The sequence below is a fragment of the Pseudoalteromonas sp. D15MCD-2 genome, assembly GCF_038562745.1.
In the GTDB taxonomy this organism is placed as follows: domain Bacteria; phylum Pseudomonadota; class Gammaproteobacteria; order Enterobacterales; family Alteromonadaceae; genus Pseudoalteromonas.
The window spans coordinates 1959834-1985125 of record NZ_JBCFQE010000001.1 but is presented as its reverse complement, the minus strand read 5'-3'; the positions used below and the strand labels follow the sequence as shown (position 1 = coordinate 1985125).

Annotated in this window: 22 protein-coding genes; 13 read left to right on the top strand and 9 right to left on the bottom strand. The window is 39.9% G+C overall.

Annotated elements, in window-relative coordinates; genetic code table 11:
• The first annotated feature begins 46 nt into the window (after positions 1–46).
• Positions 47–673, top strand: a complete 627-nt coding sequence (locus AADY36_RS08995; protein ID WP_055022255.1) for a riboflavin synthase — start codon at positions 47–49, stop codon at positions 671–673.
• Between the two features lie 40 nt (positions 674–713).
• Here AADY36_RS08995 and AADY36_RS08990 read toward each other — a convergent pair whose 3' ends face one another.
• Together AADY36_RS08990 and AADY36_RS08985 are read right to left on the bottom strand one after the other, a co-directional pair.
• Positions 714–917 carry a CPXCG motif-containing cysteine-rich protein gene (locus AADY36_RS08990; protein ID WP_054561385.1) on the bottom strand — a complete coding sequence of 68 codons (204 nt, stop codon included), beginning with the start codon at positions 915–917 and terminating at the stop codon, positions 714–716.
• A gap of 228 nt (positions 918–1145) precedes the next feature.
• Complete coding sequence (locus tag AADY36_RS08985) at positions 1146–2006, bottom strand: fructosamine kinase family protein (protein WP_055022253.1); 861 nt, start codon at positions 2004–2006, stop codon at positions 1146–1148.
• Between the two features lie 112 nt (positions 2007–2118).
• Between AADY36_RS08985 and AADY36_RS08980 the strand changes: the two genes are divergently transcribed.
• Positions 2119–2814 carry a hypothetical protein gene (locus AADY36_RS08980; RefSeq protein WP_054561387.1) on the top strand — a complete coding sequence of 232 codons (696 nt, stop codon included), beginning with the start codon at positions 2119–2121 and terminating at the stop codon, positions 2812–2814.
• 53 nt (positions 2815–2867) lie between these two features.
• Here the strand turns inward: AADY36_RS08980 and AADY36_RS08975 are convergent, their stop codons facing one another.
• Positions 2868–3230, bottom strand: coding sequence for a DUF3718 domain-containing protein (locus AADY36_RS08975; protein WP_054561388.1), 363 nt, complete (start codon positions 3228–3230; stop codon positions 2868–2870).
• Between the two features lie 358 nt (positions 3231–3588).
• On the opposite strand from AADY36_RS08975, the gene AADY36_RS08970 reads away from it, so the two are divergent.
• The 3 genes from AADY36_RS08970 (at position 3589) to AADY36_RS08960 (ending at position 7107) form a co-directional block, all read left to right on the top strand.
• A complete protein-coding gene (locus AADY36_RS08970) occupies positions 3589–4374 on the top strand; it encodes a hypothetical protein (RefSeq protein ID WP_054561389.1) in 786 nt (261 codons plus the stop codon).
• Between the two features lie 112 nt (positions 4375–4486).
• The gene (locus tag AADY36_RS08965; RefSeq protein WP_054561390.1) at positions 4487–5869 is read left to right on the top strand and encodes an amidohydrolase; all 1383 of its coding nucleotides are present in this window, start codon (positions 4487–4489) and stop codon (positions 5867–5869) included.
• An 11-nt stretch (positions 5870–5880) separates the two neighbouring features.
• Complete coding sequence (locus AADY36_RS08960) at positions 5881–7107, top strand: amidohydrolase family protein (RefSeq protein ID WP_054561391.1); 1227 nt, start codon at positions 5881–5883, stop codon at positions 7105–7107.
• A gap of 66 nt (positions 7108–7173) precedes the next feature.
• Here the strand turns inward: AADY36_RS08960 and AADY36_RS08955 are convergent, their stop codons facing one another.
• Positions 7174–8373, bottom strand: coding sequence for an Nramp family divalent metal transporter (locus AADY36_RS08955; RefSeq protein WP_055022252.1), 1200 nt, complete (start codon positions 8371–8373; stop codon positions 7174–7176).
• A gap of 315 nt (positions 8374–8688) precedes the next feature.
• Here AADY36_RS08955 and AADY36_RS08950 point away from each other — a divergent pair, with 315 nt between their 5' ends.
• On the top strand, positions 8689–9105 hold the full coding sequence (locus AADY36_RS08950; RefSeq protein ID WP_342408878.1) for an MAPEG family protein: 417 nt from the start codon (positions 8689–8691) through the stop codon (positions 9103–9105).
• 74 nt (positions 9106–9179) lie between these two features.
• Here AADY36_RS08950 and AADY36_RS08945 read toward each other — a convergent pair whose 3' ends face one another.
• The gene (locus tag AADY36_RS08945) at positions 9180–11027 is read right to left on the bottom strand and encodes an ABC transporter ATP-binding protein (RefSeq protein WP_342408877.1); all 1848 of its coding nucleotides are present in this window, start codon (positions 11025–11027) and stop codon (positions 9180–9182) included.
• A gap of 156 nt (positions 11028–11183) precedes the next feature.
• On the opposite strand from AADY36_RS08945, the gene AADY36_RS08940 reads away from it, so the two are divergent.
• The 4 genes from AADY36_RS08940 (at position 11184) to AADY36_RS08925 (ending at position 14902) form a co-directional block, all read left to right on the top strand.
• Positions 11184–12017 (top strand): alpha/beta hydrolase, encoded by an 834-nt coding sequence (locus tag AADY36_RS08940; RefSeq protein ID WP_342408876.1) that lies wholly within the window; start codon positions 11184–11186, stop codon positions 12015–12017.
• Positions 12018–12020: 3 nt separating this feature from the next.
• Positions 12021–12416 carry a VanZ family protein gene (locus AADY36_RS08935; RefSeq protein WP_054561396.1) on the top strand — a complete coding sequence of 132 codons (396 nt, stop codon included), beginning with the start codon at positions 12021–12023 and terminating at the stop codon, positions 12414–12416.
• 61 nt (positions 12417–12477) lie between these two features.
• The gene (locus AADY36_RS08930) at positions 12478–13386 is read left to right on the top strand and encodes a sensor domain-containing diguanylate cyclase (protein ID WP_054561397.1); all 909 of its coding nucleotides are present in this window, start codon (positions 12478–12480) and stop codon (positions 13384–13386) included.
• Between the two features lie 118 nt (positions 13387–13504).
• Entirely contained in the window at positions 13505–14902 is a 1398-nt protein-coding gene (locus tag AADY36_RS08925; RefSeq protein ID WP_342408875.1) for a M28 family metallopeptidase, read from the top strand.
• Here the strand turns inward: AADY36_RS08925 and AADY36_RS08920 are convergent.
• On the bottom strand, positions 14895–17051 hold the full coding sequence (locus tag AADY36_RS08920) for an ATP-binding protein (protein WP_342408874.1): 2157 nt from the start codon (positions 17049–17051) through the stop codon (positions 14895–14897). The genes AADY36_RS08925 and AADY36_RS08920 overlap by 8 nt on opposite strands.
• A gap of 223 nt (positions 17052–17274) precedes the next feature.
• Between AADY36_RS08920 and AADY36_RS08915 the strand changes: the two genes are divergently transcribed.
• From AADY36_RS08915 to gdhA, 3 genes are all read left to right on the top strand, one after another.
• A complete protein-coding gene (locus tag AADY36_RS08915; RefSeq protein ID WP_342408873.1) occupies positions 17275–19464 on the top strand; it encodes an LruC domain-containing protein in 2190 nt (729 codons plus the stop codon).
• A 2-nt stretch (positions 19465–19466) separates the two neighbouring features.
• Positions 19467–19952: a hypothetical protein gene (locus tag AADY36_RS08910; protein WP_250660325.1), complete on the top strand. Its 486-nt coding sequence runs from the start codon at positions 19467–19469 to the stop codon at positions 19950–19952.
• Positions 19953–20034: 82 nt separating this feature from the next.
• On the top strand, positions 20035–21387 hold the full coding sequence (gdhA, locus tag AADY36_RS08905; protein WP_342408872.1) for an NADP-specific glutamate dehydrogenase: 1353 nt from the start codon (positions 20035–20037) through the stop codon (positions 21385–21387).
• Between the two features lie 262 nt (positions 21388–21649).
• Here gdhA and AADY36_RS08900 read toward each other — a convergent pair whose 3' ends face one another.
• The 3 genes from AADY36_RS08900 to AADY36_RS08890 all read right to left on the bottom strand — a co-directional run bounded on the left by AADY36_RS08900 (position 21650) and on the right by AADY36_RS08890 (position 25279).
• On the bottom strand, positions 21650–22624 hold the full coding sequence (locus tag AADY36_RS08900; RefSeq protein WP_287199958.1) for a transposase: 975 nt from the start codon (positions 22622–22624) through the stop codon (positions 21650–21652).
• A 252-nt stretch (positions 22625–22876) separates the two neighbouring features.
• Positions 22877–24592, bottom strand: a complete 1716-nt coding sequence (locus tag AADY36_RS08895; protein WP_342408871.1) for an AMP-binding protein — start codon at positions 24590–24592, stop codon at positions 22877–22879.
• 234 nt (positions 24593–24826) lie between these two features.
• A complete protein-coding gene (locus AADY36_RS08890; protein ID WP_054561405.1) occupies positions 24827–25279 on the bottom strand; it encodes a DUF3010 family protein in 453 nt (150 codons plus the stop codon).
• Positions 25280–25292: the final 13 nt, after the last annotated feature.

Below are 25292 nucleotides of genomic sequence, written 5' to 3'. Positions count from 1 at the left end.
TCAATAAAAATCGCAGTTATCTATTTAATGAAGAAAAGAGAAAGCGATGTTCACTGGAATTGTGCAAACGCAAGCCGTTGTGGTTGACGCTACTAACCAAGGCGGTGTACTAAGGCTAGCTTTAAAAGTAGATCAGCAATATGCTGAAAACTTGAATATCGGTGCGAGCATAGCCATTAATGGTTGTTGTTTAACGGTGGTGAAGTTTGTATCAGACACGAAAGGGTGCTGTGTTATAAATTTTGATGTGATTGATGAAACATTAAAGTTAACCAACCTAGGTATGCTGGCTGTCAATGATACGGTGAATTTTGAACGTTCAGTGACTTTTGGTACTGAATTAGGCGGACATATCGTGTCTGGTCACATTCATTGTATGGCCGAGATACTTTCAATTAACCACCATCAAGATAACTGTAAAATGCAATTAGCATTAGCAAAAGAGTGGCAAAAATACGTGCTTTATAAGGGATTTGTGAGCGTTAACGGGGCAAGCCTCACTGTAGGTGAAGTTGATGAGCAGGGCTTTTGGCTACACTTGATCCCAGAAACACTCTCTATTACCAATCTTGATAACTACCGCGAGGGTGATAAGTTAAATATCGAAGTCGATCAGCAAACTTATACCATTATCAACACGGTCGAAAATTATCTTTCGCAACAAGCAAAATAAATACATCAAACGAGCTTAATAAATATAGCAAACGAGCAAATTAAAAAATTTGCTCGTCGTCACTATCGACATGTAATTCGAGTTTGTTGTGTGCGTAATCTATATGCATATTTAAATGAATGGGATTGCAACATGCTGCGCAATCTTCATAGTAATCTTGGTCACCGTCGCTTGCATCAAGTGCAACATGAATATGGTGGCCACAGTGAGGGCATGAAATCCGTTGTGTGTATTGGTCTTTCATCAGCTTTTACCTTAATCAGGCATGCCTGAGTTCGTTAAATTGCAATCTTCATTAAACCCTAACTCATCAAAAATGAATCTAGATTTAATTAGATTGATATAACTCACTAACCGAATTGATATAAGCGTAGTGCTACCAATTCGGTTAGCATCTTTATTAATACGCTTTATAAGATAAATATAGCTGTGTTTAGCGGTTTGTGACATTCCTTTTACAGTGATTTCGTGCTTATTTCAGTAGCTGATCAATTTGTTGTTTTGCTTCAGTAAGATAGTGCCCAGCAAATATATTGGCATTATTGAGCATAGGGTATAGTTGATAGATAGCTCTACGTTGCTCGTAACCTGCTTGCAGTGGATAGATTTCGTTGTAGGCATCATAAAAGCTATCAGGCAGTGGCGCATATAGCTCACTCATGGCAATATCGCATTCCCGATCACCATAATAACAAGCAGGGTCAAATACACTGGGTACATTATTATAAAAGCCCATATTTCGACGCCAAAAATCACCATGCAATAACGATGGCTCTACAACATGGCTATGCAGTGCGTCTTTAACAAAAGCGATGAAGGTGTCTTGGTTGACAAGCTCAACGCCTTTTTCTTGTAATAACTGCAATTGCCAACCGATGCGTTCTTCAGCAAAAAATACATCCCATTTTTTGTGCCAACGATTTGGTTGTAGAGTAGGGCCAAGAAAATTATCGTTATCTAAGCCGAACATGGCTTGGGTATGCTTTTGGTGTAAATGGGCAAGGTGTTCCCCCATTTCATGCCAATTGGTATGGGGCTGTTTATCAAGCTCTAACCATTCAAGCACGATAAATGAAAACTCAATATTGCAACCTGTGGTGATGCAGTCTGGGATCATAAATAGGCTTTCTTGGGTTAATAGCTCAAGATTAAAGGCTTCGCACTCTAGGCGCTCTAGATCACTCAAGTGAGCAACTTTCACAAAGAAGTGGTGTAGATCATCACCAATTTGGAAGTATTTGTCGTTATTGGGTGATTGTAATTGGCGCTTAAAGGTATGCTTAAAATCAAAGTGCATCGCTTGGCTAATCTGTTCATTCACCGAATTCCACATAATTTTGTTCACCTTTTAACCATATAATTAAACTATGGCAAAAAGACGATGAATTAACAAACCCATAGCGTTAATATTGTTAAAGTTTATCGAAGTATTTATGAGGGGTCAGATGAATAAAAGTCTCATCACTAATTTAGTGGCGCTTGCCTTAGTATTAGTCGGATTTTTATTTGAACAAGCAATTGTGCTTTCTGTTGGTTTATTTGCGTTATCGGGCGCAGTAACTAACTGGCTTGCTATTCACATGCTATTCGAAAAAGTACCATTTTTATACGGCTCTGGGGTTATCACTTTAAAGTTTGCCTCTTTTAAGGTGGCTATTCGTAACTTGGTAATGACCGAGTTCTTCGCCGAAGAGAAAATCGATCAGGTAATGGCGTTAGCTAAGCCAAATATTGATTTAGAGCCAGTGATCAGTGAAGTTAATTTAAGTCCGGCTTATGACTCATTAATTGAGGTTATCGAAAACTCACAGTTTGGTGGCATGCTATCAATGTTTGGTGGCCGTGATGCGCTTGAGCCGATGCGTGAACCTTTCATTGAAAAAATGAAAGCAGCGGTGATTGATATTTCAAAGAGCGACGAATTTAAAACCATTCTAGATGAAAAGCTATTTGCCAACTCTCATCTTGGTGGCTCATTGCACAGTACTGTTGAGCGTTTAGTTGATGAGCGTTTGAATGAGCTTACGCCAACCATGGTGAAAGATATTATTCAAACCATGATCAAAGAACATTTAGGTTGGTTAGTGATTTGGGGCGGAGTATTTGGCGGCCTATTTGGCCTGATCGCTGCGCTAGTTTAACGAAGAAGGAATTTGTAGCAGGCCTTTAAAGACCTGCTACAGTGAATTCATCATTATTTCGAACCAGCAATAACAATCACTGTGTCATCAGATACTTTAGCAATATCTTGAATACTTGTTTTTGTTGCTGTTTCAAAATTTAAGTATTTCGCAGAGTTATGAAAACCATAAGTGCTTGCAAACTTATCAGTCGTCATATCATTGCAAAGTAGTTTTTCTGTCATTACTCGTTTGCTTAAGCGTAGATCGCGCATTGTGCTTGATACGTTTAATGGTTTGTTAGAAGCAATGGCCATGCAAGCTTGCGTGCCAACAGAGTTATCTGCTGCGACAAATTGTGCTGCACTTGCATCAGTTGCTGCTAATGAAGAACCTAAAATTAATGCTGTACCTAGTGCTGTAGTTAACGTATTCATCTTTCTCTCCAGTTGTTGTCCGTATTACGTTTAGTATGTGCGACCTCGCTTTTATGGATACTTCACACTTCCTGTTTGCTGGGCACATTTAAAGTATTACGCTAAACAAGAACAATTGCTGTTAATGAAAATCGACAAGATGTAAGTAAGTATGTAGATGTGAACAAGTAAAACTAACCGCTTGATTAGTGCTATTTTAAAGTGTGAATTTTGACACAAATAGGCTGAAATTTTTTTTCATTTATTTTTTAAAACGTGTTTTGGCTCGTATTAAAGGCTTAATTTTTACGTAGCTGTTACATTTAAGTATTAACTCTAGCTTTTCTTAAAAAGGCTAATCAGAGTATAAGGAGCATGAGTGACCACAAAATTAGCAGGCTATTATCAACAAGCCTATGCATCTGAATCAAAACACTTTAATCAATGTTTTTATTGTGGTTGTGAAGCAACTGAGCGAGATTTTTGTCCGCCACTGCATATGCTGCAAAGCATTATAGATTTAGGCGAAGAGGCTGAATTTATATCAATTCCAGCATGTTATGAGTGCTTTGCATTACTGCATAACGAACGAGTGCTGACTATTGATGGGCGAGTTACAAAGCTTAAAAAGAAACTTTCAACAAAGTATGCAAAAGCGCTGAGAATTTATCACATGTGGCATGAGAGTGAACTTCACGATATGAGTGATGAGTTTGTGCACAGTATTAAAGCAGGCATGAAGTTAGGTGCAGAGGCAGCAGAGCGACTTGCATTTCAAGGTTATAGCTATGCAACTGAAGATGCCAGTGTCACTATTCGTGAGAAGCGTGCTGAATTTGATGTGCAAGGCAAAGTCTTTTATGACTTTAAAGACGCGCTTAATTACTGCATTAATGATTTACAAGTCGACAGAACAGAATTCTATAAGCTGGTGGTAGAAGATTATAACGGCGATTTTAACCGTGCATTGAGTCAATACCGCCATCGACACGAAAAAGTAACCGCAGCTAACGATGCTGATTCACTGATTAAAAGTTTTGCCAAGCAGCATAAGCAAAACTCTGATTTTGTAACTCGAACTGTGAAACATTTTATCAACAAAGATCCGAGCTTGACGACCGAAGGTGCGTTAGAGCAGCTATATAACAACTACATAAAGAAATAGTGCTCTGTGAGGCTGGTTGTTCGTCTTGAATATTGGTGACTGGCCTCGTTTACTCGCATTAGAATTAACAATTAGTTAAAGTAATTAAATAATAAAAAAGAGGAACGTAAGAATGCAAAAATTTGCACCATCCTTGTTGGTTATGGCGCTTGGTGTCGCGTTAGCGGGTTGCCAAGACAATGGCCCACAAGATCCAAAAGTCTCGATTAACAAAAACCCATACCCAAGCACTTATCAGCCACTTGCATCACAAAGTACGTTAATCACTAATGCCACTGTTTTAACCGGCACAGGTGAACGTTTAGATGACGCAGATGTATTCTTTGTTGATGGCAAAGTACAACAAATAGGTAAAGACCTTTCTGTACAAGCTGATAAAACAATTGATGCAGAAGGTAAATGGGTAACGCCGGGTATTATTGACGTGCATTCACATTTAGGTGCATACCCAACTCCATCAGTGGCATCTCACCAAGATGGTAATGAAATGACCAGCCCTGTGACTGCAGAAGTATGGGTTGAGCATTCAGTATGGCCACAAGATCCTGGCTTTAACCGTGCTCGTGAAGGCGGTATTACGTCATTACAAATTCTACCAGGTTCAGCAAACTTAATTGGTGGCCGCGGTGTAACACTTAAAAACATTCCTTCGCACACGATGCAGGGTATGAAATTTCCTGAAGCACCGTATGGTTTAAAAATGGCATGTGGTGAAAACCCGAAACGTGTTTATGGCCGTAAAGGTGTTTTACCATCAACGCGTATGGGTAACATGGCGGGCTATCGCACAGCGTGGATTGAAGCGACTGAGTACAAACGCGAGTGGGATAAATACGAAAGTGATTATGCCGCGGGTAAAAACCCTGCAGTACCTCATCGCGACATTAAGCTAGATACACTAGCTGGTGTGTTAGAAGGTGACATTTTAATCCATAACCACTGTTATAAAGCAGAAGAAATGGCCATGATGATCGACCTTGGTAAAGAGTTCGGCTATCACTCAGGTACTTTCCATCACGGTGTTGAAGCATACAAAATTGCTGATTTACTTGCTGAGAACGGTAACTGTGCGGCACTTTGGCCAGATTGGTGGGGCTTTAAAATGGAAGCCTACGACATGGTTCAAGAGAACGTAGCAATTGTAGATGCTGTTAAAAATTCATGTGCCGTTGTTCACTCTGATTCAGATACAACTATCCAACGCTTAAACCAAGAAGCCGGTAAAGTTATGTATCGCGCGAATGATGTGGGCTATGACATCTCTGAGCAACACGCAATCAAGTGGATCACTTCAAACGCGGCTAAATCGCTAGGTATTGATGATAAAACAGGTTCACTTGAAGCAGGTAAGCAAGCTGATGTGGTTATTTGGAACCAAAACCCATTCAGTGTTTATGCGAAAGCTGAACAAGTATTTATCGATGGTGCCAAAGTTTATGATCGTAACGATGATAAATACCAAGCACAAAGTGATTTCATGCTAGGTCAAAAATAGGAGTAACATTGATGACAAAATTAACTAAATCATTAAAGCTGTCACTTGTTGCTGCTGGCTTATTTTCTGCGACAGCAAGTGCTGCATCGGTAGCGATTGTAAATGCAACACTACACACTTCAACAGAGCAAGGCGTACTTGAAGGCGCAAGCATTGTTATTGAAGATGGCAAAATTGTTGCTATTAACCCAGCATCTATCAACGCGGATACAACCATTGATGCAAAAGGCCAAATCGTGACTGCTGGCTTTATTGGCACTATGAACCAATTAGGCTTAGTCGAAGTGGGTGCTGTTGCAGGGTCGCGCGATGGTGGTGACGACAAAGCGGGCATTGATTTTGATCCAAGCCTTGCATTCAACCCACGCAGTAGCTTAATTCCTTATGCACGCAAAGGCGGCATTACACAAGACGTAATTGTACCAAACGGCGGTGACAGTATCTTTGCGGGTCTTGCATCTGTAGTTGATCTATCAGGTAGCTTTGAAAGCGTAAATAAAAAGCAAGTTGCACTTGTTGTTCATTTAGGTGAAAAGAGTAAAGGCTCACGTGCTATGTCGATGAAAACACTTATCGACAAGCTTGAAGGCGAAAAGTCAGCTAAAAAAGATGACAAAAAAGAGCCATCAACAGAGCAAAAAGTGCTAGCAGCTGTGCTTGCGGGTGATATGCCACTGATTGCGAGTGTTCAACGCGCATCAGACATCTATGAGCTTGTTAAGTTAAAAGAAACCTATGGCATCAATTTAGTGATTCATGGCGGTGATGATGCTGTTGTGGTTGCGGATGCTCTAGCTAAAGCGGATGTTCCTGTGATCATCAGCTCTATGGCTAACTTACCGGGTAGCTTTGACTCATTACATGCAAACCTTGCTAACGCAGGTAAGCTTGAAAAAGCTGGTGTAAAAGTCATTATTGGTGTTGCTGGTGACTCAAGCCACAATGTATACCAATTACGTTTTGATGCAGGTAATGCTGTGTCATACGGTATGAGCCAACAAGGTGCACTTAGCGCAGTAACCAGCAATATTGCTGATGTTTTTGGTTTAAACTCAGGCGCAATTGCCAAAGGTAAACGTGCAAACCTAGTTATGTGGTCTGCAGATCCATTTGAGCTTAACTCACACGTAAGCAAAATGTGGATCAACGGTGAAGAGGTTTCAACCGAAGCGCGTCAAGATAAACTACGCGATCGTTATACAACTGATTCAGCGATGCCACGCGCTTATACTAAATAAGCGCTCAACATATGAAAAGGCCGCAAACTTGCGGCCTTTTTTTAATACATATTTTCAAACTAAAAACTAAAAAATTAGATTGCTTAGTTTATAAAGGCTAAGGCCAAATATAAGCAGTATTACTGGCACAATTACAAGGTTAAGTAAAAGCGAATTAGTGTAGCTTTTCATCACCGATTTTTGATTTACCAACCAAACAAGGTAACAGGTTACAATTGGCAGTAATAAACCATTGGCAGCTTGCGCAAAGATGATAACCGCAACCGGATCAAGCCCAAGCGATGCGACCAGTGCACCGAAAACAAGGATAGTGATAGCAACCAGTTTAAAACGTGTATCACTCATTTGTGTTGACCAACCAAGCATGCCGCAAACAGCGTAAGCACCCGCAAGAGGTGCAGTTATTGCGCTAGTAAGCCCGGCAGAACATAAACCGATAGCAAAGAAATAATGAGCCATACCACCTAGAAGTGGCTCAAGCTGCACAGCCATATTGGCCGCTGAAATTTTACCTGCATCAGTACCGTAAAATGCCACAGAGGCTGTTGATAAGATAGCTAACGTGATTATGCCACCTAAAGTTATCGAAATACCGGTATCAAGGTTTGTTTCTTTGATTACTTTGTCGATATTTTTTGAACTATCGTGTTTTTCTGCAAGTACCCCAGAGTGTAAAAACAGGTTGTAGGGCACAATTGTTGTGCCTATCAAGGCAAGTACCGTGGTAATTGAATTATCAGGTAAGCTAGGTATAAATCCTTTTAGCACTTCACCAAGTGGCGGAGCCGCCATCACCAGCGTTGAAATAAATACTAAACTCATCAACACCACTAGAACAATTAACGCACCCTCAATGACTTTATGTTTGCCAGTGTACAAAAGAACTGCACCTAAAACTGCAATAAGGGGAGTCGAGAGTAATGGGTTTACAGAAGGTAGTATTTCTTGCAATCCTAAACTGGCACCAGTCAGATTACCAGCTTCATAAGCTGCACTGCCAATGCCAATCGCACTTATTACTAATATTACAGCCAGGGCTTTAAAAATCGGTGTTTGAATGGTGCTTCTAAGTGCAGAGGCTAAATCTAACCCTGTAGCCACACCAAGACGAGCTGCCATAGATTGCAGCAAAATAGTCGCTATGACAGAGAACAATAAAGTCCAAATAAGAGCAAAGCCAAAATTAGCACCAGCAACACTTGCTGTGGTGATAGTACCTGGGCCAATAAAAGCAGCGGTAACAAGAAGTCCGGGTCCTAAACGCATGATAAAACCTTTTATTATTATTTTTAGTACATTAACTGATAGATAAAACAGCTATCGTTATATAAAACAGATCTTAAGACTATAGAGAGTCGAAGCAAGGGTAAAGTAAAAGAGGCGAGTTGCGTTAAGTTCATGTGTTTAACAAATATCTATCCACTCTGTAAATTTTATACAAAATAGGTAACAGTGGCACAGCATACATAGTTTTTAACAGATAGATAATTATTTAAAATCAGTAAGTTAATTTAGTTTTTTGGTTTGGTTGGTTTTTTGCAAGGAATAGGCATTCATGTTGTTATAGAAAAGGAAATGAAAATGCCTGAACTTACTTTTTCAGCATATGCGGCTGTGTATGTTTATCTAATTATGCTGACTATTCAGTGGATAATTGCTTCTGTCACTAAAGCCAAACAACCCAATGCGGTGCCTGGTAAACTCGATAATTCATTAAGCCATGACAGCTTTGTGTTTCGTTCGCATCGCACATTTATGAATACCTTAGAAAATAGCCCGTTATTTTTAGGTACCGTATTTCTGGGGTTCTTTTTAAACTTGAACAGCAGCGCATTTGCACTGTGTATTTGGATGTATGTGATAGCCAGAATCATTCATATGCTGCTGTATTATGGTGTGGCTACTGAGAAGAATCCAAGCCCACGCAGCTATTTCTTTTTAATCGCTGCTTTGGCAAATATTGTGATGCTCGTTCTGATTGGTTTACGTTTGATTTAAACAGCATTGCTAACATATAAAAAAGGCATTGAAAGAATACTCATTCAATGCCTTTTTTAATAGTGAAAACCTAGCTACTCAACGCCGATAAAGCCACCGGTCTGATGTGACCACAGGGCAGCATAGATGCCACCTTGTGCGATTAATTGCTCATGAGAGCCTTGTTCAACCACGCCACCTTCATCAAGCACAATGAGCCTATCCATTTGTGCAATAGTTGATAAACGGTGTGCAATGGCAATTACTGTTTTGCCAGTCATTAAATCGTCTAGGCTGGTTTGAATCGCGGCTTCAACTTCAGAATCAAGAGCACTGGTTGCTTCATCCAATATAAGAATTGGCGCATCTTTTAGAAGGACTCGTGCAATAGCAATACGTTGACGTTGACCACCAGAAAGCTTCACACCGCGTTCACCAACTTGTGCGGCAAAGCCTTTATTGCCTTTGCTGTCTTCAAGGTCTTCGATGAACTCAATTGCTTCTGCTTGCTTTGCGGCCGCAAGCATTTCATCTTCAGTTGCATCGGGTCTACCATAAAGAATGTTATCTTTTACTGAGCGGTGTAACAGTGAGGTATCTTGCGTCACCATCGCAATGTGCTTACGTAAGCTTTCTTGGCTTACCTCAGCGATGTTTTGACCACCAATACGAATTGTGCCCGAGTCAACATCATAAAAACGCAGTAATAAATTCACTAAGGTAGATTTACCCGCGCCAGAGCGACCCACTAAACCTATTTTTTCACCCGGTTTAATGTCTAAATTTAAGCCATTGATAACAGGGCCGCGGTGGGTCTCGTTGGCAGCTTTACCATAGTTAAATTGCACATTCTCAAAGCTTATCGACCCTTCATTAACAGTAAGAGTGCTTGCGTTTTCTTTATCATCAACTTCAATCGGCGTTGATAGGGTTTTCATACCATCAGCAACAGTACCAATGTTTTCAAATAGGCTACTGATCTCCCACATGATCCACTGTGCCATACCGTTTAATCTCAGCGATAAACTCACCGCAATGGCGATAGCACCAACACTGATGGCGCTAATTGACCATAGATATAAAGAGAGGGCAGCAATACTAAATACCAATAAGTAATTTAGCGTGTTGATAGAGAAGTTTAGGCTAGTAACTAAGCGCATTTGCTTATATACCGGTTGTAAAAACACATCCATGCTGTCTTTTGCATATTGTTCTTCTCGCTGTGTGTAGGAGAACAATTTGATAGTAGAAATGTTAGTGTAGCTATCAACTACACGTCCGGTCATTTCTGAGCGTGCATCAGCTTGCGAGCTGGCTACTTTTTTTAGCTTAGGAACAAAATACATTTGAATTACTGCGTATAAAACTAGCCAAATCAATAATGGCAACATCAAACGCCAGTCAGATTCTGCGACCAAAAACACCATGGCGCCAAAGTAGACAACGATATACATTAATACATCGAGCAATTTCATCACTGATTCACGAACAGCTAATGAGGTTTGCATGACTTTTGTCGCAATACGGCCGGCAAATTCGTTTTGATAAAAACTAACACTCTGACGAAGCAAATAACGGTGTGCTAACCAACGGATAGACATAGGATAGTTGCCAAGGAGCGCTTGATGTAACACCGCTGAGTGAAAGAACACGACAATAGGTAACACCACCAGCAACATAATCGCCATTTTTGTAAGTTCAGCCTGCTGCTCTACAAACAAGGTATCTGGGGTATATTCGCCAAGCCAATCGACCAGTTGCCCCATGTAACTAAATAGCGATACTTCTAAAATAGCGAGCGCTGCGGCACTCAAAGACATAAATAGCAGTGATAGTTCCATGCCACGGGTATAATGACGGCAAAAAGCAAATAAGCTATTAGGTGGCTGAGAGGGTTGCTCTTTAGGAAACGGATTAGTCATCCGCTCAAATAAACGATACATAGACGACGCTTTTTAAAAATCAAAGTAGCCTTACTATACCATTTGAGTGGTTTTTTATCAGTTCATTTAATTTAAAAACTAAGATTAAAATCTATCAACTATTCAGTTATTTACATCTAGTGTGAGAAATGAAAATATAATAAGAAAAAGGAATTAATGATGAAAAAGTTGCTTTGTACGCTGTCTCTCGTTTTTAGTTTACCGCTTTGTGCCTACCAAACCGACACCCACATATTTAAGGGCAAAAAAACTGCCATCGAAAAACCCGTAACGGTGACATTACCTGACGGCTATCAAGACTCAAAAGAGTACAATGTTATCTATGTATTACATGGCTATAGTGGCAATCACAGCGATTGGACAAAGCTGACAAACATTGAAAAACTGGCAGACCAATATGATGTCATCATTGTTAACCCTGATGGCAACTTCGGTTCGTGGTATCTCGATTCTGATATCGATAAAAGCTCACAATACGAAACCTATATCGCAGACGACTTACTAAATTATATCGATTCTAAATATTCGACCAATCAGTCTAAAAGTGGCCGTGCAATCACAGGCTTATCAATGGGGGGCTTTGGTGCTTTGCACATTGCAATAAATCACCCAAACCTGTTTGCAGCAGTTTCAGGGATGTCTGCTGGGGTTGATGTTAGGCCCTTTAGTGCAGAGTTTGATCTTGCAAAAGTACTCGGCAGTTACGCTGAAAACAAAGAAAAATGGGATAGCATAGCCATTATTAATAACCTCCATAAAATTGCTGCAGGCAATACGGCATGGAAAAAGGGCGCTGATACCTTACCGATTATGCTTGATATAGGCGTTGATGACTTTTTTATTGAGCAAAACCGAGCGCTACACCAAGCGATGTTGAAAATGCGCATCCGCCATGACTATGTTGAACGTCCGGGCATTCATGACTGGCACTATTGGAATAAAGTGATTGCCTATCAATTTTTATTTTTAACCTCACATATGGCGCCATAAAAGATGTTTCAACGTATTCTTGTGTTAATTGCTATCAGCTTTTTTGGTTTTATTGGTTGGGTTATCTATCTTGCCAATACTGGGCAAAAGTCGGTGTTTTTCGAACTTGTTGCGGCAATTCCTTACGGTGATAAGTTGGGGCATTTTTGCTTATTTGGACTACTTACGCTATTCATCAACCTCGCCTTTAAGTTTAAAACAATGAATATTGCTGGGCGGCCTATTTATTTAGCTGTGCTGATTGTAAGTACATTTGTGATTTTAGAAGAGCTAAGCCAGTATTTTGTCGAATCTCGGACGCTAGATTTTGTCGATTTAATCGCTGATTTTGTGGGTATTGCCGTTTTCAGTGCTTTTTCAGCTTGGCTTTGCAAAAAGTTATATCCAATTAAGGCTTAAACTTTCAGTGACTTGTTAGGTTTCGTCTATACTCAGTGTAGACCTAGCCTAAAAGTTGCGTATGAACATAGATACATCGGATTATTTGTCAGATATTATTGAGCTTCTACTCGATGCAGTATGTGTAGTTGATGCCAAAGGCACGTTACTTTTTACTAATCCTGCCTTTGAAACAATTTTCGGATACGCGCCAGAAGAAGCCATTAATAGAAAAATGTTGGACTTTGTTTATCCAGAAGACAGAGCCAAAACCATCAATGCCATTAATCAAATTGTGGTCAATGATCAGCACCCACGATTTGAAAACCGCTGGGTTAGAAAAGATGGCAGAATAGTGCATGTTTTATGGTCTGTTTATTGGTCTAAAGAAAAGCAAGTTAGAGTGGCTATTGCTTATGACATTACAGAGCAAAAAAAGCTCGAACAAAAACTGATTTATATGGCTGGGCACGACCCTCTGACCGATCTCCCCAACCGCAGTTTCTTAACCACCCAGCTTGAGGAATCATTGTCGATTGCGAACACCATTTCAACCGTGATTGCAGTACTGTTTATCGATATTGATGGCTTTAAGCAAGTTAATGATATTCATGGTCATGGCGCTGGAGACAAGCTCTTAAAAACCATTGCTATGCGTATTCGTCATGTCTTAAAAAAAGAAGACAGTGTAGGGCGCTTAGGGGGCGATGAATTTGTGGTGATCCTCAATAGCATTAAACACAAAAAAGACGTCATCGAAATGGTTGACGAATTAATAACCGAGATTTGCCAACCCTTAATTTATAACGATGCAGAGCTTATTTACTCGCCAAGTATTGGTGCCGTATTGTTCCCCGAGCATTATGGTGACGCAGAATATCTCATTCAGTGTGCCGATAAAGCCATGTACAAAGCAAAGTATGAAGGGGGTAATCGTATGGTGTTTTACAATGATGGAATAAAGTTACCCGGCGCTAAAAATACAGGGTAACTTATTTAAGGCAATGCTGGTATATGGTTTCAACCTAATAATTTGTTTTCTAACTCATAACTATTGCGCGAAATGAAATATTAGTTAGCCTTGAATGATTCATTGAAGGAGTGAAACTATGTTTAAGCGTAAAATAATAACAACAACGGGTGCTTTGTTTAGCTCATCGCTGTTATTGATCTCGGCAGCTCATGCCACAACACCTCAATATAAAGATCAACAAGCTTTACATGATATTGCAAATGCTGTTTCTAAAACACGTATAGAGCAAGATATTCAAACGCTGGTTGATTTTGGCACTCGCCATACTCTCTCTGAGACGAAATCAAATACGCGTGGTATTGGAGCAGCAAGGCGTTGGATCAAGTCTGAGTTTGAGGCAATTTCTAAAGCCTGCGGTAACTGCCTAGAAATCATCGAAGTAAAAGACACTATTTCCGGTGAAAAGCGTATTCCAAACCCGGTTGAAGTTGTCAATATTGTGGCTATTCAGCGCGGTCAAGTTGATGCGAACCGAATGGTTATGATGTCGGGTGATATTGACTCGAGAGTGTCTGATGTAATGGATTATACCTCAGATGCGCCAGGGGCTAACGATAATGCATCTGGTGTGGCTGGCGTGCTGGAATCGGCGCGTGTTTTATCAAAGTATAAATTTAATGGCTCAATTGTTTATGCAGCTTTATCTGGTGAAGAGCAAGGCTTGTTTGGCGGTAAAATTTTAGCTAAATATGCACAACAGCATAATTGGCGTGTTCATGGTGTTTTAAACAACGACATGATTGGTAATTCAACCGGCATTAATGGGGTAACAGATAACACAACTGCACGTATCTTCTCTGAAGGTACTCGCGTTATTGAAACCAAAGAGCAAGCCCATAAACGCCGTTTTACGGGTGGTGAAGTTGACTCTGCAAGTCGAAACCTAGCGCGTTACATAGATACAATCGCAGATCGCTACATTGAGAATTTGGATACCATGTTGGTTTATCGACTCGATCGTTTTGGTCGAGGAGGGCATCACCGTCCATTTAACGATGTTGGCTTTGCAGCTGTGCGTATAATGGAAACCAACGAAAACTATAATCAACAGCATCAAGACTTGCGTACTGAAAATGGTATTACCTACGGTGATACCATTGACCATGTTGATTTTGCCTATGCGGCGAAGTTAACGTCACTTAATGCAGTGACGATGGCTTCGATGGCATGGGCTCCAGCGCCACCAACGGGCGTTAGTATTTCAGGTGCAGTAAAGCCAAGTACAACATTAGCGTGGCATAAAAGCGATGATCCAACGGTGGTCAGTTATAAAATCTATTGGCGTTACACGAGTGAACCACAATGGCAATTTAGCCGCGATGTTGGCAATGTAACCGAAGCAACCCTTAAAAATGTTGTTATCGATAACTACTATTTTGGTGTTGCCGCTGTAAACAAAGACGGTATTGAATCACCGGTTGTCTTTCCTGGCGATGTTGGCGCGTTTGAATGGCCAGAAAAATCAACTAAATAGGAATTGTAAGGTCATAGCGGACACCTCCCAGTTCGCTATGAACAGCTGTAATATGCCAGTTATGGGCTTCGACAATTTGTTTTACTATCGCAAGCCCAATTCCTGAGCCTGACTGTTTCACCGTTTTTAAGTCTGGCACTCTATAAAGATGGTCAAAAATCTTTGCTAAACTTTCATCGCTGACACCAGGGGCTGAATCTTCATAGCAGATTAAGAGCTGAGTTTGGTTTTGGCTAATCCTCAAATTAATCTTACCAGGGTGATTTGTGTACTTAAGCGAATTACTGATTAAGTTTGCAAATAACTGTGAAAGCCGTGTTGCATCGCACTCAAAGTTTAATTCATCAGCAACATTTTGTGAGAATCTCACTTCAAATTTATCAAGCTGGATTGCCATATCTGCGTGTAAGCTTTGGAAATACTCAGCTGCATTAAGTGTTGTTACGTTGAGCTGAAAGCTGCTTTGCTCTAAAAGTGAAATTTTATTTAAATCAGTGACTAAAGTTGCCATATCGGTGATTTTTTGGTTGAGCTTTTCGTATGTAAGCTCATTAAATTGAGTTAAGCCTGCTTGGAGCGTTTCAAGGTGTAAGCGCAACCCGGTTAATGGACCACTTAACTCGTGAGCAACTTGTGATAATAACTTACTACGTTGACTGATTTGTTTATCCAGATAATTTCGGCGCTGTTCAATAAGCTGTTTTCTCTGTCTTATTCTTAATAAAGCAATGCCCATTACAGCTAAAAGCAGGCTAAATAATAAAATGCTGTATAAGATAGTTTGGCGCTGTGAGGCAATTGCTTGGCTTTTTTCATTGTCTAGGAGCTTTAAATCTTGAATGGCCAAATCGCGGTCGCGCATTGCAATGGAGTTTTGCAGCTCCGCTAAACGTTGATTGTAGTTGTTGTGGGCAAAGCCTTTTTCAAGCTCTGTAATAGTCCGTTGGTACGACAACGCTTGTTTGTAATCAGCTTGTTGTACTGCCACAGTGATCAAATGTTCTAGGGCTGTGATTTGCTTTTGCAGCTTATTTTTTTGGTTGCTTAACTTGTAGGCTTGCTCAGCAAAATGTTTAGCTTGTTCGTGCTCAGTAGAGCCAATGTATAGCTTTGCTAATGTGAGTAATACATCAATATATAAGTGATCGTCTTGCTTGAGTTCAGTGATCACTTGTTTTTCAATGGTTAATGCTTGAGTTGCTTTATCGACTTCGAGCAAATTTATCGCAATATTATGATTTGCCCAGGCAGTATTTCGTGCGCTGTTATAACTTGCGAACACCTGTTGAGCCTCTTGTGCGTATTCAAGCGCTACATTGTAGTTTTTTAGCCCATATTCGCATTGGGATAGTTTAACTAAACTATGTCCGATATCAGAAAGTGAGCCCGTTTGCCTATCAAAACTAAGGGCTGTAATAAACTCGCTCTTTGCTTTTTCGTATTGTTCTAAATCTAAATAACTTTGAGCAATTGAATAACTAATGCCGGCTTGTAACGAGATAGACGGCGACATCTGTTGAATAACTTCACGGCGTTTTAGCTTATATTCGAGTGCAAGCGTTAAGCGGTCTAACTGTTCAAGATTACGCGAATAACCATGATAGAGCATTTCTTTTTGCTTTAAGGTTAATTCGCGATTGTTGTCGTGAATATAAACTTCAAGCAAGTTTAAGGCTGCTTGATACTCGCCAGCATTATGATAAGCACTGACAAGACTCGCCACGGCATCAATTTCATAATGGGTAAGTTGTAAGCGCTGAAATAGGGCGACATTTTGTTGCGATAAATAAATTGCGGTTTCTAAGTCACTTTTTCTATATGCCAACCGCGCTTTCGCTAGATACAACTCGCTGTAAATGGGGGAGTCTTTTTTGTATTTTGGGCCCGCTTCAAGTTCATCAATGATAGTTTGCGCTTGTTGAAATTGGCCGAGGTGTATGTGAACGTGAATTAATCTAACGTTATAGCTTACTTGTTCTGCAAGGCTGGCAGACTCAATAAGCTTTTTATCGATGGCTTTTAAATAGTCATATCGTTTTTGGTAGTCACTGATTGTTCTGGCTTCATCAATGTTTTGTTGCAGTGTTGATGCAAAAGCACTGTTCATTGATAAGGCAAAGTACAGAATTACAGGGGCTTTAAGTTTCATAGTGGGGTTTATTATTATTTTTATTCCTAACTAGTCTAGCATGCCATTCTTTTAAGTGGGAATGATTTGCTTTTATAGCTAAAAAGAATTGCATTATGCAACTATGCCTCTTGCATCTTGCAAATACTCAGTCTGATTTTTCATAACACCTTGTTATAGCGTGAGTTATATTTTGGAATGGTTACTGCTTTTAGTAATAACACATCCACAGGAGAGTGTAATTATGAAAAGTAACATACCCGCTTACCTAATAACCGCACTTGCAACAGGCTTTGTAAGTGCTGCACCATTTGAACAGTGCCCGAGTAAAGCATTTTTGATTCAAGGTTCGCCTGCGCAAATGTTTGGCGTTGACCTAGTATCTGCAAAAACCACCGTGCTTGCGGCGTCAATGGATTTTACAACAGAGGCGAATAACGACAGCGTAAATGCGGTTGGCTTTAATTATCAAGACCAGTACATGTATGGCTTTAGCAAACAAGCCCCGAGAAGTGTTGTACGTATTGGTGATGATTATGTTTTACAACGTTTAATTGTTAATGGTCTACCAGATACCAATTTTTATGTTGGTGATATTCATGTGAATAGTGAAACTAATCAGGCGGTTTACTATTTATACCACCCTAAATTTGGTTTATTTGGCATTGATTTAACTGAAGAGGCCGATGAGTATCAGGCACAATTAGTTGCAGGCTCAGCGAACTGGAATTTAGCTATTTATGATTTTGCTTTTCATCCACATAGCAATCTTTTGTATGCAGTTGAGTCTAACGGCGACCTTTACGAAATCAACTTAGATAATCAGACACCCACTTTTATAGCAAACCTCGACATAGCTGGCGATACTGGCGCTAATGGTGCAGGTTACTTTGATGTGCAAGGTCAGTTTTATTTTAGTAATAACCGCAGCGGTAAAATCCATAAAGTAGATTTAAGCACCAGCCCTGTGGTTGGTTATACACCTACCGCAGCAGTTTTCACCTTAGGGCCAACATCGAATCAAAATGATGGTGCACGCTGTGCTATTGCAGAAGTAAAAGTAACTGATAACTCAATCGACTTTGGCGATGCCCCTATGCCATATAAAACAGCGCTTGCTGATAGTGGTGCCCGACATCTGTTTGACCCTAATGAAGACCAATCAAATTTAGTTTATTTAGGAGCCGTTGTTGATGGTGAAAACATTAACACTCCTGCAGATTTACAGGCATCGCCCGTCGATAGCTCAGATGATGGTGTTAAATTTGTCACTGATTTTGTTGCAGGTTCTACCAGCCAGATAATTGTGACCGCACCTAATGATAATGGTTATTTATATGCTTGGTTCGATTGGGATCAAAATTTCCAGTTTGATCCAGACGAAATCACAGTAAGTAAATACAGCTTAAATCAAGGTGATAACAGTGTGCTGTTGGATGTACCGAGTGATGCTGTGATGGGAGCAACATGGGCACGCTTTCGTGTAACCGATGGCAGCGAGGCTAACCCAATTACCGCAAGTGGTGGGGTAACAGGCGGCGAAGTCGAGGATTACCCGGTAACAACATATGGAAGTTTGGTATACCCAAGTGAAAACGGCTGGGTAACCCTTGCCTACGAAGATCAATGGCCTTTTGCTGGTGATTATGACTTTAACGATTTAGTTGTAAATTACCGTACTACATTGATTGATAAAGAAGGTCAGGCCATTGGTTACAAAATAGAAGGGGAGTTGGTTGGAATTGGTGCTGATTTTCATAATGGCTTTGCAGTTCGTTTGTATCAAACGATAGCCGATGATGTTGATAAACGAATATTAAGAAGTCAGATAGATACAAGTTCAATTAATTTAACGATAAATGGCGAAACACAATCACATTCTATATTAGAACAAGGGGTTGAAGATGCTATTTTCATTATCATGCCAGACACTTGGGATTATGCAGATAAGCAGTCAAGTTGTAGTTATTTTAGAACTGAAACAGGCTGTGATACCAACAGCAAAGTTTCGTTTAGTTTAACCGTTTCACTTCAAAATGGAGTGACCACAATTGAAGCGCCAAAATATACTTTAGACCCATTTATTTTCGCAGCTCAAGATCACTACCATGGTGAGTTTTTAGTTGGACAAAACCCACGTGGTTGGGAAGTTCATATTAAGAATCAACAACCAACCGAAAAATTCAATTCACAATTATTTTCAATCACTGACTCTGATGATGCCAGTAATAGTGCTCAAAGATATTATTTCCAAACTGAAACTGGTCTACCTTGGGCAATGGAGATTGGCAGTTCATGGGCGCATCCAAAAGAGAGTGTTGATATAACACATGCGTATAGTGACTTTAGAGCATTTGCTGAATCAGAGGGACGGGAAAAGCCGCTTTGGTTTAATAATGCAAAACTTGCAAATGTTATTCTACGAGGAGAATAGTCATGAAACATTATACTTTATTAATCATTAGCTTAATGTTATCTGCGTGTGGTGGCGGTGGTGAAGGTAGCTCTTCAACTGAAGCGGTAAGTACAACTGTTACGCAGACACCCACAACAAGCACGCCGCCACCAGAAACAACACCTCCTGACACGAGTGTAGAAACAGAGACAATGGCTGACCTAACGATTGCTCCTCAATTTGATTTAAGTAGCAAGATAGAACTAAACATAGATGTTGATTTGAACATGGGTGATAGCAGAGCGTATTTAAATATCTGCTTGAAAGGCGATGATAATAAGGCTGATTACAATCAATGCTTATTGCGGGCACCTCTAAAACAAAGCAAATTAACGTCGACTGTGATGCTGGCAAATAGTGCTTTAGAGCTTGTGGCAGAAGTTTGGTTTTATGATTCTCAAAATGAACCACTGCGTTTTGAGTGGCAATATGATGGGGAGCAATCAGCGGTGTTCATTATTCGTTAAACATGAGTGATCGATATTATGTCTAAGTTAGTTTAATTCTAATAGACTGAATATTTTCAACAGCTTGAAAGAGGATTTTGTAATGCAATATATCGAAGAGGTACTGCAATCAGTTAAAGAGTCTAATCCAAATGAGCCTGAGTTTTATCAAGCTGTTGAAGAAGTGCTTTCATCAATAAATCAGGTAGTAGAAGGGAATAGTGAATATCAACAGCAGGCAATTCTAGAGCGGTTAGTTGAGCCTGAAAGGCAAGCAATATTTAGGGTTCCTTGGCTTGATGATGACGGCAAAGTGCAAGTTAACCGTGGTTTTAGAATCGAATTTAGCTCAACTCTAGGCCCTTATAAAGGGGGCTTGAGGTTCCACCCGAGTGTCAATCAAAGTGTGGTGAAGTTTTTAGGCTTTGAGCAAGTTTTGAAGAATGCACTCACAGGGTTGCAATTAGGAGGGGCTAAAGGCGGTGCTGACTTTAACCCTAAAGGAAAAAGTGACAATGAAATTATGCGTTTTTGTCAGTCATATATGACTGAACTCTATCGTCACATAGGTGCTAACACAGATGTTCCTGCTGGTGATATTGGCGTTGGGGCGAGAGAAATTGGTTATCTATTTGGTCAATATAAACGGATCACTAATCAATTTGAAGGGGTGTTAACTGGTAAGCCTGAGATTATGGCAGGTTCTTCACTGAGAACAGAAGCAACTGGCTATGGTGTTGCATATTTTTTAAGTGCCATGCTAGATGCTAAAGGTGATTCTTTAAGAGGTAAGCGATGCCTAGTTTCTGGTGCTGGTAATGTAGCATTGTATTTGATGGAAAAGCTTGACCAATACGATGCTGTTATTCTTAGCTGTAGTGATTCAAAAGGGACCTTGTATTGTAAAGGTGGGCTTGATGTGGCTCTTGTAAAACACTTGAAAAATGAACGAGGTGCAGAGCTTAGGGATTATTTGAATGAACACCAAGATGCTGAGTTTACGCCAGTAAATCAATATCCTAGCGACGGACATCAAGTGTGGCGATATGAAGCAGATATTGCACTTCCTTGTGCAACTCAAAATGAAATTACCGAAAAAGATGCTGAAGCTTTGGTTGAAAATGGCTGCTCTGTTGTATGCGAGGGGGCAAACATGCCGACCACAGCTGATGCGTTAAAAGTTTTTAAAGACAACGATGTATTTTTAGGGCCAAGTAAGGCTGCAAATGCTGGTGGTGTTGCTACCAGTCAATTTGAAATGGCTCAAAATGCCAGTATGCAAAAGTGGCGAGCTGAGCAAGTTGATGAGAAACTTCAGCAAGTTATGAAGTCTATTTTCGATACAATTTCAGCTACTGCCAAGCAGTACTCGAATGAACACGACTTGGTACTTGGTGCGAATATAGCTGGGTTTGAACGAGTTGCAGATGCAATGTTAAAACAAGGAGTAGTGTAATAAATAAAAGACATCCATTTTTATAAAAAGACACCCACTTTTAGTATGTAAAAAGTAGATAGTCACAGCTTTTGATTGAACTAATTTTGCATATAATGATGTTTAGTTCTTTTATATTATTTAGATTTAAGGGTTGGTCATTTAGTTTTAGCTAAAGTTAATTTCAGAACGTAGACATTTACTATTTATTTAAAATAAACGTAGACATTTTCTATTTATTTAAAATAGATGAATAAAAGTAGTAAATGAAAAGTTTAAGTGTTTAGCAAAACAAAGCTTGGCTATTAGTTATTGAGCTTCTTCTCTTTCGTTTCATGTGTTTTGCATACTCAGTTATAGCTTGCTCTTTACCCGCTGTATTTTTAAACGAGCGGGTAAAGGAAGTGGTGAGTGTGAGCCAGTTTTCTGTACAAATATTTAATCTTTCAAGTATTGGTAACGCATTTTCTGGGATTTTACCTGGCTTATCTTCTCGTATTGAACGGCCTGTCCAATCTACAAGTTGCAGATATGTCTTGAGCTCAAATGGTAATCCCTTAGGCATATGTTCACGAGGTTTACCTGCAAAGCGCATAAGCGATTTCGGTTGCTTTTTATTTTGAGCTAACTGAATTCGGGCTTTAATACTGGTGTAGTCAGATTGCTCAGGTAAATCAGCCGCTTTTGCTCTTACTGGGTTTAAATCAACATAAGCAAGGCAAGCGGCAAGTGCTGCTTCATCAAGTAAAGCTTGTGATTTAAAGCGACCTTCCCAGAACCGCCCTTTACATCCATCTTCTTGATTCGCTTTTCGTGCAATACCCTCGTTAAGAACTCGCATAAACCAACTAATGCTGCTGAGCCTTTCTCTATATAAATTTACTTTGGTATTAACCGTAGCGAGCTCGGTTTGTGTTAGCAATTCGCCATTTAAGAATCGTTGGCAAAGGAATGTACTTTTGAATAATTTGTGCCATCTAATAAGAATCGCTTTATTATTTAGACGCCTAGCTTTTGCTATATCAATGTGAAGAACCAGATGAGTGTGATTACTCATTACAGCGTAGGCGCAAATATCAATACAAAATATTCGCCCAAGTTGAAGTAGTTTCTTTTCAACCCAATCGCGCCGGTGTTCATACGAACGACCCGTTAGTGGATCTTTTCCGCACAAATAAGCGCGACGAACGCAGCGTGAAATACAATGGTAATAAGGCGTGTTTGAAACGCTAATCAAGTTTCTACGTGGGGTTGCCATGCTCTTCTCCTCCATGAGTTGAACAATTTAAGTTTAGTCATAATTTTGAGAAGTGAGAAATATTAAGTTGGGTGTCTTCTTAAATTAATTCTTTAGATATGAAGCTCGGTTAACTCCTTAAATAAATATGAGCGTCTTAATTTAATATGGGTGTCTTAATATCTTTTCATAATTTGGGTGTCTTAATTAATTTAAAAAGCTCAGCGGTGCTGAGCTTGATTGAAATTAGGGTGTATTTTTGCACGTAAATGGTTACGAGAAGGCTTTTTCGCTTAGGAGTTCTTGCATTTGTTCGCGCATTTTAAATTTTTGAAGTTTGCCTGTTACTGTCATTGGGTATTCTTCAACAAAGCGGATGTGCTTTGGTACTTTGAAATAGGCTAGTTTATCTTTTAAGAAATCACGAATGGCATTTTCATCAAGTACTGCATCATCTTTAGGTTGGATCCAAGCGCATACTTCTTCACCGTATTTTTCATCGCTAATGCCAAATATGGCTGCATCTTGAATACCAGGGTAGGTGTAGAGAACTTCTTCTATTTCTCTTGGGTAAATATTTTCACCACCACGGATGATCATGTCTTTTATTCGACCAACGATAGCAACAAAGCCATCTTCGTCCATAACACCTAAGTCACCAGAATGTAACCAACCGTCTTGATCAATTGTTGCTTTCGTTTTCTCTTCATCATTCCAATAGCAGCGCATAATTCCAGCACCACGACTACATACTTCACCCGGTATGCCAACTTTTTGAATATCACCCAGCTCGTCGATAATCTTCACTTCAGTATGGGCTAATGCACGGCCCACTGTGGTAACTTGTTTTTCGAGTGGTGAGTCGGTTTCGGTCACGTTATTTATCGGGCTACATTCTGTTTGGCCATAACCAATTACAACTTCTTTCATATGCATTAATGAGTGAACTTTACGCATAACTTGCTCGGGGCAGGTTGAGCCGGCCATCACGCCTGTTCGTAGGCTAGATAAGTCATAGTTTGCAAAGTCTTTAAGCTCTAACTCGGCGATAAACATAGTTGGAACACCATGTAGGCCAGTACAACGTACTTTTTCAACAACTTCAAGGGTTGTTTTAGGGTCGAATGAATCACCCGGGAAAACTGCGGTAGCACCTTTACTTATACATACTAAATTGCCAAGCACCATACCAAAGCAGTGATATAAAGGCACCGGAATACAGAGTTTATCTTCATGTGTAAGCTTCATCGCTTGGGCCATCAAAAATCCATTATTGAGGATGTTTTTATGAGATAAGGTCGCTCCTTTTGGATTACCCGTAGTACCAGAAGTAAATTGAATATTGATATCTTGGTCACAGCTTAAAGTAGCAGCTATTGCATCAAGCTCTAGCTTATGGGCATCTGTTGCGCGCTGCATGATATCGCTAAAGCTAAACATGCCAGCAGCAGGCTCATCACCAATACGAATTATATTTTTTAGGTGTGGCAGGGCGTTTAAATTTAATTCACCTGCTTGTGAATCTTTAAGTTCCGGTGCGAGCTCATTGAGCATGTTTATATAATTACTGGCTTTAAATTCACTCGCTGTTATAAGTGTTGAACACTCAACACTATTGAGTGCGTATTTTAATTCGCTTGGTCGATATGCAGGGTTAATGCATACCATGATTGCACCAATTTTAGCTGTAGCAAATTGAGTTAAACACCATTCGATATTATTGGGTGACCAAATACCAACCCGATCGCCAGGTTTTACGCCAAGTGATAATAACCCCATTGCTAACTGGTTAATCTGCTGCTGGTATTGTCTATAGGTTAATCGGATCTGTTGATGATGAACCACAATTGCGGGGTGATCAGGGTAATTGTCGACAATATCGTCAAGATACTGTCCAATTGTTTGTTCTATCAATGGAATGTCTGTACGGCCTTGATAATAGCTTTGAGTGAGTGGAAGCGCATTGATGTGTGTGTTCTTTGTCTGCATTGTATTCTCCGTGTCCGGTTAATTTGTTGTCATGGACTTGATGCAAAAGAATTGAAACTATCATTTAAGATGATTTCAAAACATGCGTACCTGATTAACTAAACATAGATTGTCGACAAAGAAAAGCTTTATAAGACTAATGTACAGAGTGTAATTTTAATAAAACAGAATAAAGAGTGGTTTTTGGGGTGTAAAAAAACGTGCCGTAGCACGTTTTTTGGTAATAAGTATCAACTAAGCTTTTGGCTCATCTTGCTTATAAGTTTTACGCATAATGTACACGTAAGCACTAATGAATGCGTTTTCTTGGAATTTTTTCAGGCCTGTGTCTTCAAAATCAATAGGCACTGGGTTGCGCTTAAGCTGCTCTTTGATTTCAGTTGCAGATAAAACTTGCACATCTAAGCGCTCAATTAACTGAATAGCCGTTTCCATTTTGAAACCTTTCGCACTACCAGCGAATTTACCTTTTGCTTGGCGCTCTTTGATTGCTACAGAGTCAATTTGGTAATCTTCCATTAATTTTTTGAAATCAAATTGGAATTTACGCATTACTTCTGTGTCATTACCGTTACCTAAGGTAAAACGTGTTTGTCTGACATCACGGATATCAAATACGTCATTGTCTTTGGTTAAAATACACAGTAGTACGTCGCTACCTGTAATTTCTACACCGCATGTTCTCATGGTCATTCTCTAA